This window comes from Marmoricola sp. URHB0036 (genome assembly GCF_000426045.1).
Classification (GTDB): domain Bacteria; phylum Actinomycetota; class Actinomycetes; order Propionibacteriales; family Nocardioidaceae; genus Marmoricola.
Genome location: NZ_AUEP01000004.1, coordinates 185,924 through 203,884 on the forward strand (window position 1 = coordinate 185,924; position 17,961 = coordinate 203,884).

The 17,961-nt window shown below is 70.3% G+C and carries 18 protein-coding genes; 8 read left to right on the forward strand and 10 right to left on the reverse strand.

Annotated features, from left to right (window positions below; translation table 11 throughout):
* Positions 1-8 precede the first annotated feature (8 nt).
* Positions 9-566 (reverse strand): gluconokinase, encoded by a 558-nt coding sequence (locus tag H976_RS0103535; RefSeq protein WP_036224494.1) that lies wholly within the window; start codon positions 564-566, stop codon positions 9-11.
* Positions 567-690: 124 nt separating this feature from the next.
* Between H976_RS0103535 and H976_RS0103540 the strand changes: the two genes are divergently transcribed.
* The gene (locus tag H976_RS0103540) at positions 691-1,419 is read left to right on the forward strand and encodes a FadR/GntR family transcriptional regulator (protein ID WP_231388782.1); all 729 of its coding nucleotides are present in this window, start codon (positions 691-693) and stop codon (positions 1,417-1,419) included.
* Between the two features lie 98 nt (positions 1,420-1,517).
* Here H976_RS0103540 and groL read toward each other — a convergent pair whose 3' ends face one another.
* Together groL and groES are read right to left on the reverse strand one after the other, a co-directional pair.
* The gene (gene groL / locus H976_RS0103545; RefSeq protein ID WP_027860415.1) at positions 1,518-3,137 is read right to left on the reverse strand and encodes a chaperonin GroEL; all 1,620 of its coding nucleotides are present in this window, start codon (positions 3,135-3,137) and stop codon (positions 1,518-1,520) included.
* A 102-nt stretch (positions 3,138-3,239) separates the two neighbouring features.
* Positions 3,240-3,533, reverse strand: coding sequence for a co-chaperone GroES (gene groES / locus H976_RS0103550; RefSeq protein WP_027860416.1), 294 nt, complete (start codon positions 3,531-3,533; stop codon positions 3,240-3,242).
* 192 nt (positions 3,534-3,725) lie between these two features.
* Between groES and H976_RS0103555 the strand changes: the two genes are divergently transcribed.
* Positions 3,726-4,892, forward strand: coding sequence for a class I SAM-dependent methyltransferase (locus tag H976_RS0103555; RefSeq protein WP_027860417.1), 1,167 nt, complete (start codon positions 3,726-3,728; stop codon positions 4,890-4,892).
* A 16-nt stretch (positions 4,893-4,908) separates the two neighbouring features.
* Complete coding sequence (locus H976_RS24360) at positions 4,909-6,372, forward strand: MFS transporter (protein WP_051276128.1); 1,464 nt, start codon at positions 4,909-4,911, stop codon at positions 6,370-6,372.
* On the opposite strand, the gene H976_RS0103565 is transcribed toward H976_RS24360, so the two are convergent.
* From H976_RS0103565 to tsaD, 5 genes are read right to left on the reverse strand one after another with little or no spacing between them, the layout of a single operon-like run.
* Positions 6,317-6,682, reverse strand: coding sequence for a hypothetical protein (locus tag H976_RS0103565; protein ID WP_027860418.1), 366 nt, complete (start codon positions 6,680-6,682; stop codon positions 6,317-6,319). The two genes, H976_RS24360 and H976_RS0103565, sit on opposite strands and share 56 nt — an antisense overlap.
* Positions 6,679-7,290 (reverse strand): MBL fold metallo-hydrolase, encoded by a 612-nt coding sequence (locus H976_RS0103570; protein WP_027860419.1) that lies wholly within the window; start codon positions 7,288-7,290, stop codon positions 6,679-6,681. Before H976_RS0103570 ends, H976_RS0103565 begins: the two co-directional genes overlap by 4 nt.
* Positions 7,291-7,321: 31 nt before the next feature.
* The gene (locus tag H976_RS0103575) at positions 7,322-8,371 is read right to left on the reverse strand and encodes an SGNH/GDSL hydrolase family protein (protein WP_036224496.1); all 1,050 of its coding nucleotides are present in this window, start codon (positions 8,369-8,371) and stop codon (positions 7,322-7,324) included.
* 54 nt (positions 8,372-8,425) lie between these two features.
* Positions 8,426-9,514: an S-(hydroxymethyl)mycothiol dehydrogenase gene (locus tag H976_RS0103580; protein ID WP_027860421.1), complete on the reverse strand. Its 1,089-nt coding sequence runs from the start codon at positions 9,512-9,514 to the stop codon at positions 8,426-8,428.
* A gap of 35 nt (positions 9,515-9,549) precedes the next feature.
* Entirely contained in the window at positions 9,550-10,614 is a 1,065-nt protein-coding gene (gene tsaD, locus H976_RS0103585; protein ID WP_027860422.1) for a tRNA (adenosine(37)-N6)-threonylcarbamoyltransferase complex transferase subunit TsaD, read from the reverse strand.
* Between the two features lie 98 nt (positions 10,615-10,712).
* Here tsaD and H976_RS24365 point away from each other — a divergent pair, with 98 nt between their 5' ends.
* Both H976_RS24365 and H976_RS0103600 read left to right on the forward strand, forming a co-directional pair.
* Positions 10,713-12,362, forward strand: coding sequence for an HAD family acid phosphatase (locus H976_RS24365; RefSeq protein WP_051276130.1), 1,650 nt, complete (start codon positions 10,713-10,715; stop codon positions 12,360-12,362).
* A 39-nt stretch (positions 12,363-12,401) separates the two neighbouring features.
* Positions 12,402-13,613 carry a M20 family metallopeptidase gene (locus H976_RS0103600; RefSeq protein ID WP_027860423.1) on the forward strand — a complete coding sequence of 404 codons (1,212 nt, stop codon included), beginning with the start codon at positions 12,402-12,404 and terminating at the stop codon, positions 13,611-13,613.
* Here the strand turns inward: H976_RS0103600 and rimI are convergent.
* Positions 13,610-14,074, reverse strand: coding sequence for a ribosomal protein S18-alanine N-acetyltransferase (gene rimI / locus H976_RS0103605; RefSeq protein WP_027860424.1), 465 nt, complete (start codon positions 14,072-14,074; stop codon positions 13,610-13,612). The two genes, H976_RS0103600 and rimI, sit on opposite strands and share 4 nt — an antisense overlap.
* Entirely contained in the window at positions 14,071-14,421 is a 351-nt protein-coding gene (locus H976_RS0103610; RefSeq protein ID WP_027860425.1) for a hypothetical protein, read from the reverse strand. The genes rimI and H976_RS0103610 overlap by 4 nt, the downstream gene beginning before the upstream one ends.
* 131 nt (positions 14,422-14,552) lie before the next feature.
* Between H976_RS0103610 and sigK the strand changes: the two genes are divergently transcribed.
* Genes sigK through H976_RS24370 form a run of 3 tightly spaced genes read left to right on the forward strand, consistent with a single transcriptional unit; the run spans position 14,553 to position 17,961 of the window.
* Complete coding sequence (sigK, locus tag H976_RS0103615; RefSeq protein ID WP_081682634.1) at positions 14,553-15,176, forward strand: ECF RNA polymerase sigma factor SigK; 624 nt, start codon at positions 14,553-14,555, stop codon at positions 15,174-15,176.
* Positions 15,173-15,922, forward strand: a complete 750-nt coding sequence (locus H976_RS0103620) for an anti-sigma factor domain-containing protein (RefSeq protein WP_027860427.1) — start codon at positions 15,173-15,175, stop codon at positions 15,920-15,922. Before sigK ends, H976_RS0103620 begins: the two co-directional genes overlap by 4 nt.
* Positions 15,919-17,961 (forward strand): FAD-dependent oxidoreductase, encoded by a 2,043-nt coding sequence (locus H976_RS24370; RefSeq protein WP_036224499.1) that lies wholly within the window; start codon positions 15,919-15,921, stop codon positions 17,959-17,961. The genes H976_RS0103620 and H976_RS24370 overlap by 4 nt, the downstream gene beginning before the upstream one ends.

Below are 17,961 nucleotides of genomic sequence, written 5' to 3' on the forward strand. Positions count from 1 at the left end.
TCCTGTCATCACTGCTGCTGGTCGTCGTGCTGGTCGTTCTTCTGATCGTTCTTCTGGTCGTTCTTCTGGTCGTGCTGCTCGACGTAGGCCTGGACGATCGCGTCGATGCTCTGGTCGACGTCCACCACCTGTCCGTGCTCGTCGGGTGCGAGGGCCTCGAGGGTGGCGAACTGCGAGTCGAGCAGCGAGGCCGGCATGAAGTGCCCCGGCCGGCTCGCCTGACGGCGGGCGATGACCTCGCGCGTCCCGTGCAGGTGGAGGAACTCCACCTCGGGGGCGTGCCCACGCAGCTGGTCGCGGTACTTCCGCTTCAGCGCCGAGCAGCTCATCACACCACCGCTCTCCTCGTGGTCCACCAGCCACTCCCCGATCGCCTCGAGCCAGGGATGCCGGTCGTCGTCGTCGAGGGCTTCGCCCGCCGTCATCTTGGCGATGTTGGCCGGCGGGTGGAAGTCGTCGGCGTCGGCGAACGGCACCCGCAGGCGCTGGGCAAGGGCGGCCCCGACCGTCGACTTGCCCGAGCCCGAGACGCCCATGGCCACGACCAACGGTGCAGAGTGCGGCATCGGATCTCCTGGCTGTCGTCGGTCGCCTGTGTCGGCCGTCACAGTCTGGGTCAAAGATCTGATCTTTGCAATACCTCAGTCGTAAATGGCTGATCTTTCGAGGGTTCTCTGCGAGGATGACGGCGTGCCAGAACGTCCCGACCATCCCGGTACCCGCATCTCGGGCCAGCTGCACGGCGGGACGCTGGACGACGTCGGCGGCCGCATCGTCGGCGGCGCGCTCGCACCCGGCGCGGTGCTCACCCTCGACCGCCTCTCCCACGAGTACGCCGTGTCGGTGTCCGTGGCCCGCGAGGTGGTCCGGGTGCTCGAGTCGATGGGCATGGTGACGTCACGACGCCGGGTCGGCGTCACGGTGCTCGACCGGTCGCACTGGAACGTCTTCGACCCCCGCTTGATCCGCTGGCGACTGGCCAGCCCCGACCGGGGCGCGCAGCTGCAGTCGCTGAGCCAGCTGCGTCGCGGCTTCGAGCCGGTGGCGGCCTCCCTGGCCGCCGGCGCCGCGACCTCCGAGCAGTGCGGCACCCTCGCCCGGGCCGTCAGCGACATGGTGGTGCACGGGCACTCGGGCGACCTCGAGGCCTATCTCGTGGCGGACGTGACCTTCCACCGCACGCTGCTCGAGGCGAGCGGCAACGAGATGTTCGGCTCACTGGGCGACGTGGTGGCCGAGGTGCTCACCGGGCGGACCCACCACGGGCTGATGCCGGACCGACCCAACCCGGAGGCGATCGCGCTGCACGACACGATCGCGCGCGCCGTACGCACGGGAAACGCGACGGAGGCCGAGCGTGCCATGCGCGAGCTCATCGAGGAGGCCGCCGAGGCGATGTCACGGGAGCTCGACGGCTGATCCCGGGGCCGACATACGAAAACTGGCACGATGCGACCGAGGTCTTGGTCGCATCGTGCCAGTTTCACGACACCGGTTGTTGAACCGGCAGCGTCACCTCAGTGCCCGTGACCGTGCCCGTGGCCGGCAGCCTCGGGCTCCTCGTCCTCGGGCTTGTCCACGATGAGCGTCTCGGTCGTGAGCAGCATGCCCGCGATCGAGGTGGCGTTGACCAGCGCGGACTTGGTCACCTTGACCGGGTCGAGCACGCCCTGGGCGACCAGGTCGCCGTACTCGTCGGTCGCGGCGTTGTAGCCGTTGCCGACACCGAGCTCGCGGACCTTGGAGACCACGACGTAGCCCTGGATGCCACCGTTCTCGGCGATCCAGCGCAGCGGCTCGTCGGCGGCCTTGCGGACGACGCGCACGCCGACCGCCTCGTCACCGGTGAGCCCGAGGTCACCGTCGAGAGCGGAGACCGCGTGCACAAGGGCCGAGCCGCCACCGGCGACGATGCCCTCCTCGATCGCGGCGCGCGTCGCGGAGACGGCGTCCTCGATGCGGTGCTTCTTCTCCTTCAGCTCCACCTCGGTGGCGGCGCCGACCTTGACGACGCACACGCCGCCGGCCAGCTTCGCGAGGCGCTCCTGGAGCTTCTCGCGGTCCCAGTCGGAGTCGGTCGACTCGATCTCGGCCTTGATCTGGTTGACGCGGCCGTTGACCTCGTCGGGCTTGCCGCCGCCCTCGACGATCGTGGTGTTGTCCTTGGTGACCACGATGCGGCGGGCGGTGCCGAGCACGTCGAGACCGACCTGGTCGAGCTTGAGGCCGACCTCGGGCGCGATGACCTGGCCACCGGTGAGGGTGGCGATGTCCTGCATCATCGCCTTGCGACGGTCACCGAAGGCCGGAGCCTTCACCGCGACGGCGTTGAAGGTGCCGCGGATCTTGTTGACCACCAGGGTCGAGAGCGCCTCGCCCTCGACGTCCTCGGCGAGGATGAACAGCGGCTTGCCGGCGGCGATGACCTTCTCCAGCAGCGGGAGCAGCTCCGAGATCGCGGAGATCTTGCCCTGGTGCAGCAGGATGAACGGGTCGTCGAGGACGGCCTCCATCGACTCCTGGTCCGTCACGAAGTACGGCGACAGGTAGCCCTTGTCGAACTGCATGCCCTCGGTGAACTCGAGGTCGGTGCCCATGGTGTTGGACTCCTCGACGGTGATGACACCGTCCTTGCCGACCTTGTCGAAGGCCTGCGCGAGCAGGTCGCCGATGACCGCGTCACGGCTGGACACCGTCGCGACGGCCGCCATGTCGTTGCGGTCGTCGACGTCGCGGGCGGCCTCGTCGAGCGCCTTGTTGACGGCCTCGGTCGCCTTGTCCATGCCGCGCTTGAGCGCCATCGGGTTCACACCCGCGGCCACGGCCTTGATGCCCTCGTGCACCATCGCCTGCGCCAGGACGGTCGCGGTCGTCGTACCGTCACCGGCGACGTCGTTGGTCTTGGTCGCGACCTCCTTGGTCAGCTGCGCACCGAGGTTCTCGAAGGGGTCGTCCAGCTCGATCTCGCGGGCGACGGTGACACCGTCGTTGGTGATCGTGGGCGCGCCCCACTTCTTGTCCAGCACGACGTAGCGACCGCGGGGGCCGAGCGTCACCTTGACTGCGTTGGCGAGCTTGTCCACGCCGCGCTCGAGCGAGCGGCGAGCGTTCTCGTCGAACTCCAGGATCTTGGGCATCCTCGGGATGCTCCTTTCGTCAGAAAATGGCGATAGTCCGAGACGACTCGCAGGCGATCACTGCGGATCGAGGTGCGGTTCGTCCCGGACTACCGAGGTCAATCAGGAAACGATGGCCAGTACGTCGCGGGCGGAGAGGATGAGGTACTCCTCGCCGGCGTACTTCACCTCGGTGCCGCCGTACTTGCTGTAGATCACCTTGTCGCCGATGTTGACGTCGAGCGGGACCCGGTTGCCGTTGTCGTCGATGCGGCCCGGGCCGATGGCCAGGACCTCGCCCTCCTGGGGCTTCTCCTTCGCGGTGTCCGGGATGACCAGGCCTGACGCCGTGGTCTGCTCGGCGTCCAGCGGCTGGACGACGATCCGGTCCTCGAGGGGCTTGATGTTGACCGACACTTCTGATCAGCCTCCACTTTCCACACTGGTTGGTTTAAGAGTTTGCGCACCCGTGGGGTGTACGCCGTCGCGGGGGTCGTACGGATCACGAGCGCTGGCACACTCACGGGGAGAGTGCCAATGACGAAACTAGCACTCAGACCAACCGAGTGCCAGATCGGGTGGCGTGCAGTCGGCTGCGAGGATGTGCCGGTGGATCTCGACGCGTTCCGGTGGCTGCTGTCCGAGCCGGGTCAGCGCCTCCTCGAGGCAGCCGGGGCGGCCGGGGCAGCCGGGGGGTCCGAGCTGGCGGCACAGTCCGCGTTGCGTCGTACGGCCAGCCCCGAGCACGTCGCGGCCGCACTGACCCAGGCCGAGCTGCGACGACGAGCGGTCGCGAAGTTCGGTGACCTCGCCGGCCGGATGTACTTCACCCCCGAGGGCCTCGAGCAGGCCACCCGGCTCCCGGTCGCCGCCCATCGAGCAGCGCGGGTGCAGGCCGCCAGCGCGGCCACAGTCGTCGACCTCGGCTGTGGCATCGGTGGCGACCTGGTCGCGTTCGCCCGGGCCGGCGCCACCTGCGTGGGCGTCGACCTCGATCCGCTGCGCGTCGAGGTCGCACGCGCCAACCTCGAGACACTCGGTCTCGGCGGCGCGGTGACGGTCGCCGACGCCACCGCCATCGACACCGCCCCCTTCGACGTGGCGTACGCCGACCCCGCGCGCCGCACCGGGAAGGGGCGCACCTTCGACGTCGACGACTGGACACCACCCTGGTCGTTCGTCGAGTCGCTGCTGGCGCGGGACTCCTGCGTGAAGCTGGCACCGGGCCTCCCCCACGCGCTGGTGCCCGAGGGCGTCGAGGCGGAGTGGGTCAGCGACCACCGGGAGGTCAAGGAGGCCGTGCTCTGGTCCGGACGGCTGGCCACCACCCGGCGCCGCGCGACCGTTCTCGGCGACGGCGGACTGGCCACCCTCACCGACGAGGACGACCCGGGCGCCCCGACCGGACCGGTCGGAGAGTTCCTCTACGAACCCGACGGCGCCGTCATCCGGGCCGGACTCGTGACGGCGGTCGCCTCCGGCGTCGATGGCCACCTGCTCGACGAGCACATCGCCTACGTGACGTCCGGGGCGTCCTTCCGCTCGCCGTTTGCCCGCGGGTACAGGGTGCTCGAGGAGGTGCCGTTCCGTGAGAAGCCGCTGCGAGCTGCGCTGCGGGAGCGCCGGATCGGGCGACTGACCATCAAGAAGCGTGGAGTGTCCGTCGTGCCCGACGAGCTGAGGAAGCGGCTCGCCCTGCGCGGCGACGAGGAGTCGACCCTGGTGCTCACGCGGGTGGACGGCAAGGGCACGGCTTTCCTGGTCGAGCCGTTCTGATGGTGAAGGCCGTCCGATGAGCGAGTTCCCGCACCACGGTGCGCCGGCGCCGGAGTCACGGGCGGTCGTCGACGCGGAGTCGGATCGCACCCGCTGGATCGCCCTGCTCGTCTGCTGCAGCGCGCTGTTCATGACCCTGCTCGACGTCAGCGTCACCAACGTCGCGCTGCCCTCGATCAGCCGGTCGACCGGGGCCGGAACCTCGCAGCTGCAGTGGATCGTCAGCGGCTACACCCTCGCGTTCGGACTGGTCCCCGTCCTGGCCGGCCGGCTGGGTGACGACCACGGGCGCCGGTTGATGTTCCAGATCGGCGTCGCCGGGTTCGCCCTCACCAGCGCGCTCTCCGGACTGGCGCCGACCGCCGAGATCCTGATCGTCGCGCGCGTGTTCCAGGGCATCTCCGGGGGACTGATCAACCCGCAGGTGTCGGGCCTGATCCAGCAGATGTTCCAGGGCGAGGAGCGCGGACGGGCGTTCGGGGCACTCGGCACGACCGTGGGGATGGGCACCGCGCTGGGGCCGCTCGTGGGAGGAGCCCTGATCGCGCTCGGGGGTCCCGACCTCGGCTGGCGGCTGGTCTTCTTCGTCAACATCCCGGTCGGGATCGCGGTCATCCTGCTGGGCCGGAGGTTCCTGCCGCAGACGCCGGCCACCGGTCGCCACCGCCTGGACGTGATCGGTTCGCTGATGCTCGGGACGGCGACGTTCTGCGTCCTGTTCGGCGCCGTCCAGTCCGAGCTCCTCGGCCGGTCGGTCGTGCTGCTGGTGGTCCCGACGGCCATGCTCCTGCTCCTGTTCTGGCGACGCGAGCGCCGGCTGACCCGGGAGGACCAGGACCCGCTGGTCGACCTGCGGTTGTTCCGGCGGCCGTCGTACACCGCCGGCGTCGTGCTCGCGCTCGCCTACTTCCCGGCCATGGCAGGACTCCCGCTGGTGCTGGCGCTCTACTTCCAGCGCGGGCTCGGGTTCAGTGCCCTGCACTCCGCGCTCGGGGTGACGGCGTTCGCCGTCGGGAGCGCGGTGTCGGCCCAGACGGCCGGTCGGTTCGTGACCCGCGTGGGTCGGCCGCTGATCGTCGTGGGCACCTCCACGTTCGGCGCAGGCGCGATCGCGATGGCGCTGGCCGCTCACTCGGCGCCCGACCAGCACGCCGTGCTGGTGCTGGCCGGCCCGCTGTTCGTGATGGGTCTCGGCAGCGGCGCCGTCATCACGCCCAACCAAGCGCTGACGCTCGCCGACGTCGACCCGGTCGCGGGCAGCACGGCCGGCGGCGTGCTGCAGACCGCCCAGCGCGTGGGACTCGCCATCGGGCAGGCCGTCATCGGTGCGGTCTTCTTCTCGGCCGTCGTCGGGTCCGGGCCGGAGGCCTACGCCCATGCGCTGCAGGCCGCGGTGATCACGGCACTGTGCTTCGTGACCGCTGCTACCGCGATCGGGATCTGGGAGGTCGTGCGCGGGCGCCGAGCCGCGACGCGATGAAGCCGAGGGACAGCCCGATCCCGATGCCGATCGCGTCGGCCACGAAGTCGGGCAGGTTGCCGTCGCGGTTGATCGGCAGGGTGGCCTGGAGGACCTCCGTGACAGCGGCGTACGCCGCCAGGCCGAACCCGAGGGCCACCCAGGGCACCTGCGCCCACCGACCGGCGACGGCGAGCGCCACGAAGATCAGCGCGTGCACCACCTTGTCGTCGGGACCGCCCTGCGGGACGTCGTCGCCGGGCGTGAGGAACATGGCCAGGCTGATCCCGAGCAGCAGTGCGAAGACCGTGCGCGCGAGCTGTGCCCTCACCCGAGGTTGGCCCGCTCCGCACCGATCGTGGTGTCGGCTCCGTGGCCGGTGTGCACGACCGTCTCGTCGGGCAGCTCGAAGAGCCGGGTCCGGATCGACTCCTTGATCTGGTCCTCGTCGCTGAACGAGCGACCGGTGGCACCGGGGCCACCTTCGAACAGGGTGTCCCCGGTGAACACGCAGCCGAGGTCGTGCACGTAGAGGCAGACCGCGCCCGGTGCATGTCCGGGCGTGTGGATCACCTTGAGGGCTGCGCCACCGACCTTGACGGTCTGACCGTCCTCGAGGTCGACGTCCCAGAGGTGGTCGGTGTGGGTGAGCTCCCAGACCGGCTTGTCCGCGGGGTGCATCAGGATCGGCGCGCTCACCCGCTCGCGTAGCTCCGGTGCGACCCGCACGTGGTCGTCGTGCGCGTGCGTGGCGATGATCGCCTTCACCGTGCGCCCGGCCACCACGGCGAGGATGTCCTCGACGTCGTGCGGCGCGTCGATGACGATGCACTCCTCGTCGTCACCGACCACCCAGATGTTGTTGTCGACGTCGAAGGTCTCGCCGTCGAGCGAGAAGGTGCCGCTGCTGACGGCATGGTCGACGCGTACTCCACTCATGGGCCCGAGACTACGGGCGCGTGGGCGGCCGTCAGTGACGGGCCGTCCATGCCTTCGCCTGCTGGCGTGAGTAGAGACGGTCGGCCGCGTCCACGCTGCTCCGGTCGTCGACGTCCACGCCTGCCTTGTCGGCGAGCCGCAGCACCCGCGGGCTGTGCAGGTCGGGGACGCCGATCGTCTCGGGCTCGATCGAGGCGTCGCGAGCGGCGTACGTCCGCTGGCGCGCAGCGAGCTCGCTCGCGGAGGCGACCGCTGTGCGCATCGTGGCCGCGGAGGCGACGACCGTCGCTCCGGTCAGCTTGGGGCTGACCAGCGGGGTGTAGCCACTCGCGTGGCCGGTGCGGTTCGGGTGGTAGGACTCACTGATCGGGTTGGACAGTCCGTTGAGCCACTCCGGCGACCCGCACACAGCGTGGCCGATGAAGGCCGAGGTCGGGTTGGCGAACCCGAAGCCGGCAGCCGAGGCGGCCGCGCTCAGCCGGGCGTTGAGCTGGTCGGCGGTCTGGTTGAGCCGCGTCTCCTCGCTCGGCGAGAACCAGGTCAGGGCATTGCAGTCCTCGCCGTTGAAGATCCTCGGGTAGCCGACCACGACGACCTTGGCCGACGGGGCCTTGCCGCGGATCGAGGAGTACAACGACGCGAGCGACCCCGGCAGCGTGTTCGCGATGTAGCGCTGGGCGCCGTCGACCGCACCGTTGCAGTTGCTGGCCCAGCCGGGCAGGGCGCACTCGGTGAGGACGTCGGCGAAGCCCGCGTCGTTCCCGCCGACCGAGATGGTCACGTACGACGTGCTGGCGCTAAGGGCACTCAGCTGGGTGTTGCGGACGTCGGCCACCTTCGCGCCCGAGCAGGCCCGGAAGTTCAGCGAGTACGCACGCGCGGCCGCGATCAGGCTCGGGTACGCGTAGACCGAGCGCTGGCAGGTGGACCCGTCGTTGAGATAGGTGCGGGTCCCGACCCCGCTCGAGTACGAGTCACCGAGTGCGACGTACGACGGAGTGGCGGCGTGGGCCGCCGGAAGCCCGAGAGCCCCGGCCGCCAGCGCGAGCAGTGACACGACGAGTCCGAGCCGACGCACCATCAGGGGTCTCCTGGTCTTCCGAGAACGTGACCCGCGTCACACTAGACCTCTCCGTCAGGAGATGACCACGACCGATCGGAGCACGTCGCCGCGGTGCATCTTCTCGAAGGCAGCCTCGATGTCGCCGAGCCCGATCTCCTCGGTGACGAAGGCGTCGAGGTCGAGCCGCCCCTGCTGGTAGAGGTCGACCAGCATCGGGAAGTCGCGGCTCGGCAGGCAGTCGCCGTACCAGCTGGACTTGAGCGCTCCCCCGCGGCCGAAGACGTCGATGAGCGGGATGTCCGGGACCTTCATGTCGGGTGTGGGCACGCCGACGAGCACGACGGTGCCGGCCAGGTCGCGGGCGTAGAAGGCCTGCTTCCAGGTCTCGGGACGGCCGACCGCATCGATGACGACGTCGGCGCCGAAGCCGCCAGTGAGGGCCTGGATGGCCTCGACCGGGTCGGACTCCTTGCTGTTCACGGTGTCGGTGGCCCCCAGGCTGCGGGCCGTCTCGAGCTTCCGGTCGTCGATGTCGACGGCGATGATCTTCGCGGCGCCGGCCAGGGCGGAGCCGGCGACGGCGGCGCAGCCCACCCCGCCGCAACCGATCACGGCCACGGACATGCCGCGGCCCACGTTGCCGGTGTTGATGGCCGCGCCGATCCCGGCCATCACGCCGCAGCCGAGCAGCCCGACCGCGGCAGCGCGGGCGCTCGGGTCGACCTTGGTGCACTGGCCGGCCGCGACGAGCGTCTTCTCGGCGAAGGAACCGATGCCGAGCGCGGGCGAGAGCTCGGTGCCGTCCGCCAGCGTCATCTTCTGGGTGGCGTTGTGGGTGTTGAAGCAGTACCACGGCTCACCGCGGTTGCAGGCCCGGCAGTCGCCGCACACCGCTCGCCAGTTGAGTACGACGAAGTCACCGGGCGCCACGTCGGTGACGTCGGGACCGACCGCCTCGACGACGCCGGCCGCCTCGTGGCCGAGCAGGAACGGGAAGTCGTCGTTGATCCCGCCCTCGCGGTAGTGCAGGTCGGTGTGGCAGACCCCGCAGGTCTGCACCTTGACCAGTGCCTCACCCGGTCCGGGATCCGGCACGTTGATCGGCTCGATCGTGACCGGAGCACCCTTGCTGCGCGCCACGACGCCCTTGACCTGCTGCATGCGACTCCCTCTCGTCGTACGGACTCGCACACAACCTAGACGAGCACCACGTCCACCGGCATCGAGGAGTCGGCGGGGAGGTCGAGGTGGGACGGGGTGCGGCCGCGGGCGACCATCTCGGCGCCGAGGGCGGCGACCATGGCGCCGTTGTCGGTGCACAGGCCGGGGCGGGGGACGCGGACGCGGATGCCGCGCGCCGCGGCGCGTTCCTCGGCGAGCACGCGGAGCCGGGAGTTGGCGGCCACCCCGCCGCCGATGAGGATGTCCTCGATGCCCTCGGCGGTCGCGGCGTCGACCGCCTTGCGGGTGAGCACGTCGCAGACGGCCTCCTGGAACGAAGCAGCCACGTCCGAGACGGGGACCGGCTCCCCGGACTCCTCCCGCGCCTGCACCCACCGGGCGACCGCGGTCTTGAGGCCGGAGAAGCTGAAGTCGAAGCGGTGCCGCTCGAGGTCGCGCCGCGAGGTCAGCCCGCGCGGGAAGTCGATGGCGACTGACGAGCCGGACGACGCTGCTTTGTCGATGTAGGGGCCGCCCGGGAACGGCAGGCCGAGCAGTCGCGCGACCTTGTCGAAGGCCTCCCCCGCCGCGTCGTCGATGGTCGAGCCCAGGGGTTCCACCGACGAGGTCACGTCGCCCACCCGGAGCAACGACGAGTGCCCGCCGGAGACGAGCATCGCCAGGCACGGGTCAGGCAGCGGTCCGTGCTCGAGCTGGTCGACGGCGACGTGGGCGGCGAGGTGGTTGACGCCGTACAGCGGCTTCTCCAGCCCCAGCGCCAGCGACTTGGCCGCGGCGACGCCGACCAGCAACGCACCGGCCAGCCCCGGGCCTGCGGTCACGGCGATCGCGTCGACGTCGCCGAGCACGATGCCGGCCGTCTCACAGGCACGCTCGATGGTCGGCACCATCGCCTCGAGGTGGGCGCGCGAGGCGACCTCGGGTACGACGCCGCCGAACCGCGCGTGCTCCTCCACCGAGGACGCCACGGCGTCGGCCAGCAGCGTCTGCCCGCTGACGATGCCGACCCCGGTCTCGTCGCAGGAGGTCTCGATGCCGAGGACGAGAGGTCCGGCCGACGACGGCAACGATGAGGTCACGGCGCCATTGTGCACAGGTGCTCCGGGGTTCCCCCCGCCCCGGCCCAGAGGTAGCGTGCCGAGGTCGTCACCGACCTACCTCTCGGGAGTCCCTCCTCATGTCCCTGCGCCGCCCCCGCACCACGCTCACCGCTGCTCTCGTCCCCGGCATCGCCGCCACCGCGGCCCTGGCGGTCACCTTGACCGCCCCGGCGTACGCCGGCCAGCGGCACCACCAGGACCACCAGCAGCGACTCGAGCCGCGCACCCACTTCGTGATGCGGCCCGACGGGTCGAGCGGCAACACCCGGGACGGCGCGGGCATCCCCAACATCGACTCGGTGAAGTCGACGATCCGCACCTACTACGGCGCCGGCAGCGACGGCATCGCCGACCCCGACAGCTCGCCCTACATCTCCGAGATGAAGCAGATCGCCCGGTCGCAGTGGCGCTACCTCGACCGCGCCAAGAAGCAGGCCGTCCGCCACCACCGCAAGCCGGCGATCGTCTTCGACCCCGACGACACGACGCTGTGGACCTACGACATGGAGGACGCGGCGATGCACTTCAACTTCGACCCGGCCCTCCAGAACACGTGGGTCCAGGACCAGCGCTTCCCGGCCACGCCGTCGATGGTCGGATTCGTGAACCGGGCCAAGCAGAAGGGCTTCGCGATCTTCGGCATCACCGGCCGCAGTGACACCCAGGAGGCAGCGACCCTCGGCAACCTGGACAAGGTGGGCTACACCCCGTTCAACGCCGACAACTTCTACACGAAGTGGTCGGGCACCAACCCGAAGCCGTCGTACGTCACCTGCGCCGCCGCGACCTGCACCACCGTCGAGTACAAGGCCGGCACCCGCAGGCACATCGAGAAGGGCCTCGGCTACGACATCGTGCTCAACGTCGGCGACCAGTGGTCCGACCTCCAGGGTGGGTACGCAGACAAGGTGCTCAAGCTGCCCAACCCGACGTACTTCCTGCCCAGTGCCGACCTCGACGGCACCCCGGCCGACCGGGCCTTCTCGCCGCGCAGCCGGTTCACCATGAAGCCGGACGGTTCGAGCGGCGCCACCGAGGGCGGCGAGGGCATCCCCAACATCGACATCGTGAAGACGACGATCCGCACCTACTACAAGGCCACCAACGGCATCGCCGACAAGAGCGACTCGCCCTACATCCGCGAGCTGGAGCGGACCACGAAGCACATCACGCCGAGCCTCGTCAGTGCCTGCCGCACGTCGGCACGGAAGGGCCAGCACCCCGTTGTCGTGCTCGACGCCGACGACACCACGCTGTGGACCTACGACATGGAGGACGGTGCGATGAAGTTCAACTTCAACCCGACCGTCCAGAACGACCAGTGGGTCCAGCCGCAGCGGTTCCCGGCCACGCCCGGGATGGTGGCGCTGAGCAAGGCCGTCGACGCCGCCGGTTGCGACCTCGTCGGCCTCACCGGACGCAACGACGCCCAGAAGGACGCCACCCTCGGCAACCTGGCCAAGGTCGGCTACACCGGGTTCACCTCGCCGAACTACTACACCAAGTGGGTCAGCGGGACCGTGCCGAGCGACCGTCCATGGCTGGCGGGCACCCCGTGCGCCGACGGCGTCTGCACGACCATCGAGTACAAGTCGCTCACCCGCAAGCACGTCGCCGCCCAGGGTCACCGCATCGTGGCCAACCTCGGTGACCAGTTCAGCGACCTGATCGGTGGGTACGCCGACCGGCAGATCAAGCTCCCGAACCCGACCTACTACCTGCCGTAGAAGCCTGCCGTAGAAGCCTGCCGTAGAAGAAGGAGACCCGTGGACCTGCACGACGACGCCCGCAGCATGGCCGGCGACCTCGCCGAGCTGCGCAAGGAGCTCCATCAGGATCCGGAGATCGGCCTCGACCTCCCCCGGACGCAGGAGAAGGTGCTGCGCGAGCTCGACGGGCTCGGGCTCGAGGTCTCCACCGGCACCGGCACCACGTCGGTGACGGCGGTGCTGCGGGGCGGTGCCCGCGACGAGGCGGATCCGAAGACAGTGCTGCTGCGTGCGGACATGGATGCGTTGCCCGTCGTGGAGGAGACCGGGCTCGACTTCGCGTCGGGCAACGGCGCCATGCACGCGTGCGGCCACGACCTGCACACCGCCGGGCTGATCGGTGGCGCGCGGCTCCTGGCGCAGCACCGCGACCACCTCCGGGGTGACGTGGTGCTGATGTTCCAGCCCGGAGAGGAGGGCTGGGACGGTGCCGGCGTGATGATCAAGGAGGGCGTCCTCGACGCGGCCGGTCGCCGAGTCGACGCGGCGTACGGGATGCACGTGTTCTCCTCGATGTATCCGCACGCGCAGTTCCTCAGCCGCCCGGGCACGATGATGTCGGCCTCGCACCACCTGTCGGTCGTCGTACGCGGACAGGGCGGGCACGGCTCCTCACCGCACCGGGCCAAGGACCCGATCGCGGCCACGGCGGAGATGATCACCTCGCTGCAGACGATGGTGACCCGGCGCTTCGACATCTTCGACCCGGTGGTCATCACGGTCGGGATCATCGAGGGCGGCACCCGGCGCAACATCATCCCGGACACCGCGCGGTTCGAGGCGACCGTGCGCCGCTTCTCCGAAGCAAGTGCGGTGCGGCTGCGCGAGGGCATCCAGGACACGCTGCGGGGCGTCGCCCGGGCACACGGGGTCGAGGTCGAGATCGAGTACAACGACGAGTACCCGCTCACCGTGAACACCGCCGCCGAGGTCGACTTCAGCGCGTCGGTGATCCGGGACGTGCTCGGCGAGGAGCGCTACGAGGAGATGGACGTGCCGATCGCCGGGTCCGAGGACTTCAGCCGGGTGATCGACGCAGTGCCCGGCGCGTTCATCGCCATCGGGGCGGTGCTTCCGGGTCTCGACCACGAGACCGCGGCCACCAACCACAGTCCGCGCGCCGACTTCGACCCGGCCGTGCTCCCCGACGCGGCGGCGGTCTACGCCGAGCTGGCCGTGCGGAAGCTCGAGGCGCTGGCGCAGGCCTAGGAGCCACCGCAGCCGCGGCCGAGGGGGAGCCGCAGCACCACTGCGGTGGTGCCGTCGGTGTAGTAGCGCGGACGGCGGTCGATCTCGACGAAGCCCTGGCCGGCGTAGAAGGACAGGGCCCCGCTGTTGTCCTCGCGCACCTCGAGCAGGAGCCGGTCGGCGGGCGTACGGCGGGCGGCGTCGACGACGCGCGCGAGCAAGGAGGCGGCGACTCCTCGACGTCGGTGGTCAGGCGCCACGGCGATCCGCTGGAGCTCGGCGATGTCGCCCGCGCTCGAGGTCACGGCGTGCCCGACGACCTGGCCGTCGGCCTCGGCCACCAGGTAGGTGACCGTCGGCAGCCGGCCGAGCACGCCCTCGCGGACCAGGCCCTCGCTCCAGGCGTCGGCGCCGAGGCACTCGTCCTCGAGCCGGGCCACAGCGTCGACGTCGTCGGGACCGGCGGCACGGATCACGGTCATCCGCTGGTCGTGTCGAGCAGCTGCAGCAGGTCGTGGGCCGCCAGCTCGACGTCCTTGTGCCGCCACTCGGAGGCCCGGTAGACGCAGGCGATCAGGGCCGTCCGGTGCACCCGGCGGAAGTCGCCGAGGACGAAGGCGTAGCGGGCCTTGGTCTCGTCGTTCGCCCCCTCGGTCAGGCCGAGGTGCCAGGCGGCGTACTCCTCCCAGGAGTGGTTCTCCAGGTAGGCGTTCTGGGCATCGGCGCCCGGTTGCACGTCGCCCCAGTCGCTGTCGAGGACGTACTGGCGGTTGCGGATCAGCCGCTCGGCATGCGCGACGGCGTCCGGGTTCACGGTGTAGCTGGCCACGGTCACATCCTGACTGATGAAGGGGTCGAAAACTTTCTTCGTTCCGCACCCATCCGGTTCCCGGGATACTCCGAATCACTCGAGGATCCACTTCTTGATGTCCAAGCAACACCGATCTGCGAAGGTTGCACATGACCCGGACGAGCTCCGATGCCTCCGATCCCCCTGACCGGGTGACGGGGATCTCGGCCGGCCCGGGGGCCGATCAGGCGCCCGACCTGGCCGAGCTGCTCAAGCTCTCCGGGCGGGGCGACGAGGCGGCGTTCGCCCGGCTGTACGACGCCACCGCGGCCCGTGCGTTCGGACTGGCCGTCCGGGTGGTGCGCGACCCGAGCCAGGCGGAAGAGGTCGCCCAGGAGGCCTTCCTGGAGATCTGGCGCACCGCGAGCCGGTTCGACCAGTCCAAGGGCAGCGCCGTCTCGTGGATCCTCACGCTGGTGCACCGCAAGGCGGTCGACCGGGTCCGGTCGGCCGAGGCGAGCACCCGCCGCGACACGACGTACCACCAGGGCAACCACAAGATCGAGCACGACTCCACCGCCGAGGCCGCCCAGGCCTCGATGGAGGCACGACGGGTCCGGCAGGCGATGAGCTCACTGACCGAGGTCCAGCGAGAAGCACTCGAGCTCGCCTACTTCAAGGGCTACACGCACACGGAGGTCGCCTCGATGTTGGACCTGCCGGTGGGCACTGCCAAGACGCGGATCAGGGACGGCCTGATCCGACTACGAGACACGATGGGGGTAGGACAGTGAAGGAGTCCCTGCACGCTCTGTCCGGCGCCTACGTCGTCGACGCCCTCGACCAGGAGGAGCGCGAGGCTTTCGAGCGGCACCTGCCGCGGTGCCTGGACTGCCAGGCCGAGGTCGCCAGCCTTCGCGAGGCAACGGCGCTGATGGCCGACGACGCGGCCATGACACCCCCCGACTCCCTGCGCACCTCGGTGCTGGCCGGGATCTCCACCATCCGCCCGCTCCCGCCCGAGATCGCCCACCCACGCACCGAGGAGTCGGCACCCAGCAACGTGGTGCCGATGCGCCGGCGCCGGTTCCGGGTCGCCTCGCTCGTCGCCGCAGCCGCGGTGGCGGCCTCGGTCGCGGTGGGCGTGGCCTGGCACCCCTGGGACGACCAGAACACGTCCTCGGTCTCGGCCGCCGACCAGGTCCTCGCCGCAGCGGACGCCCAGAAGGTGTCGCTCGACTTCAAGGACGGCTCCAGCGCGTCGGTGTACCGGTCGAAGAGCAAGGGCAAGGCCGTGATCCTGACCGATGGCATGGCCGCGCCGCCCTCCGGCAAGGTCTACGAGCTGTGGTTCCAGGACTCCAAGGGCACGATGGTGCCGGCCGGGTTGATGCCCAAGTCGCCCGACGCCAAGGTGCTGCTGCGCGGCAACGCGTCCGGCGCGACGGCTGTCGGGATCACCGTCGAGCCCGACGGAGGTTCCCAGGCTCCGACCACGGCCCCCATCGCGCTGTTCGACCTCGACAAGGGCACCACGTGACGCGCACGCCACCGGCACGCGTAGCGGTCGTCGGCAGCGGCGTCGCCGGGCTGACGGCTGCGCACGTGCTCGGCAAGCAGTCCCACGTGACCCTGTTCGAGGCCGACACCCGCCTCGGCGGTCACGCGGACACCCATCTCGTCGACGGCCCAGGCGGTTCCTGGGCCGTCGACACCGGGTTCATCGTGCACAACGAACGCACCTACCCCCACCTGCTCCGGCTCTTCGACGAGCTCGGTGTGCAGACGCAGGACTCCGAGATGTCGATGTCGGTGCGAGACGACACGCCACTGGATCGATGGGGCGGTCTGGAGTACGCCGGTGCCCTCGGCCTGTCCGGGCTGTTCCCCTCGTGGCGCAACGCCGTGCGCCCGTCGTACGTGCGGATGCTGGTGGAGATCCCGCGCTTCCACCGGATGGCGAAGCGACTGCTGAGGACGGGAGCCAGTGGTTTCGAGACGCTCGCTGGCGCTCGCTCCTCAACCACCGAGCAGGGCGACGAGACGTTGGGTGCGTTCCTCGAGCGCGGCCGGTTCACCGCGAGGTTCCGCACCCACTTCATGGAGTCGCTGGTCGCCTGCGTGTGGTCGTGCGACCCGGCGGTGGCCCTGGACTACCCGGCGCGCTACCTGTTCACCTTCCTCGAGCACCACGGCATGCTCGGCGTCTTCGGCTCGCCGACCTGGCGCACGGTCACCGGCGGCTCGGGGGAGTACGTCGCCCGCGTGGCGGCCCGCCTGCCCGACGTACGCACCGGCACCAAGGTCACCTCCGTCCTCGAGACTCCTGACGGCGTCGAGATCACCGACGGCAACGGCAGCGTCGACACCTTCGACGCCGTCGTGCTCGCCACCCATCCCGGCCAGACGCTGGCCATGCTGGCCGAGCCGACGCAGGCGCAGCGCGAGGTGCTCGGCGCCATCGAGTTCTCGCCCAACACCGCTCAGCTGCACACCGACAGCAGCGTGCTGCCCCGACTGCCGCGGGCGCGGGCGTCGTGGAACTACCTGCGCCGCCCCTCGACGACGGACCGCACCGTCACGGTCAGCTACGACATGCACCGGCTGATGCGGCTGCCCGAGCGCGCCGACGGCAAGCGGTTCATCGTCACCCTGGGCGGCCAGGACCTGGTCGACCAGTCCCAGGTCATCGACACGATGGAGTACGAGCACCCGATCTACACGCCCACATCGGTGGCGGCGCAGCGGCGCCTGCCCGAGTGCGACACCGACCGCATCGTGCTCGCCGGCGCCTGGCACGGCTGGGGCTTCCACGAGGACGGTGCCCGGTCCGGCGTACAGGCCGCGGCGAAGCTCGGCGCCGGGTGGGAGGGCCCGTCGCCGCTCCCGGTCGAGCCCACGACCTACGCCACCACGATCCGACACACCCGTCGTACGCCGTTCAAGCGCAGCTTCACCCACCAGTCCCGCACCTGGCTGGTCGACCTCGACCACCTGCCCGACCACGGCGTCCTCGCCCGGTTCGAGTCGCGCGACCACCTCGGCGACCCCGACCGGACGCTGAAGCAGAACGTCGAGCACTTCCTGGCCGTCAACGGTGTCGAGACCGACGGTGGCCGGATCGTGATGGCGGCCAACGCCCGGGCGTTCGGCTACTGCTTCAACCCGATCAGCGTCTTCTGGTGCCACCGCCGCAGCGGCGAGCTGGCCGGCGTCGTCGTCGAGGTGCACAACACCTACGGCGACCGGCACGCCTACCTCGTCCACCCCGACGGGCAGGGGCGAGCACGCACCGAGAAGCAGATGTACGTCTCGCCCTTCCACGGCACCGACGGCCACTACGAGATCGCCGTCCCGCGGCCCGGCACCAAGCTGCACGTGGCGGTGACGCTGCACAGCGACGACGGCGCGGTGTTCAGCGCCTCGCTCGACGGCGAGACCACAAAGACCTCACCCCTGCGCAGCGCACCCGAGGCCCTGCGCGGAGCCCTGCTCATCCGGGTGCACGGCAGCTGGCTGTGGGCACGCCGGCTGCGCATCCGTACCCGACCCGCACACCCCCGACAGGAAGGCGTCTGA

What these genes read in the sequence shown, in the direction of transcription:
- H976_RS0103535 (WP_036224494.1), bottom strand. Translation starts at nt 566, where the DNA reads ATGCCGCACTCTGCACCGTTGGTCGTGGCCATGGGCGTCTCGGGCTCG.
- groL (WP_027860415.1), bottom strand. Translation starts at nt 3,137, where the DNA reads ATGCCCAAGATCCTGGAGTTCGACGAGAACGCTCGCCGCTCGCTCGAG.
- H976_RS24360 (WP_051276128.1), top strand. Translation starts at nt 4,909, where the DNA reads ATGAGCGAGTTCCCGCACCACGGTGCGCCGGCGCCGGAGTCACGGGCG.
- H976_RS0103570 (WP_027860419.1), bottom strand. Translation starts at nt 7,290, where the DNA reads ATGAGTGGAGTACGCGTCGACCATGCCGTCAGCAGCGGCACCTTCTCG.
- H976_RS0103575 (WP_036224496.1), bottom strand. Translation starts at nt 8,371, where the DNA reads ATGGTGCGTCGGCTCGGACTCGTCGTGTCACTGCTCGCGCTGGCGGCC.
- H976_RS0103580 (WP_027860421.1), bottom strand. Translation starts at nt 9,514, where the DNA reads ATGCAGCAGGTCAAGGGCGTCGTGGCGCGCAGCAAGGGTGCTCCGGTC.
- H976_RS24365 (WP_051276130.1), top strand. Translation starts at nt 10,713, where the DNA reads ATGTCCCTGCGCCGCCCCCGCACCACGCTCACCGCTGCTCTCGTCCCC.
- rimI (WP_027860424.1), bottom strand. Translation starts at nt 14,074, where the DNA reads ATGACCGTGATCCGTGCCGCCGGTCCCGACGACGTCGACGCTGTGGCC.
- sigK (WP_081682634.1), top strand. Translation starts at nt 14,553, where the DNA reads ATGACCCGGACGAGCTCCGATGCCTCCGATCCCCCTGACCGGGTGACG.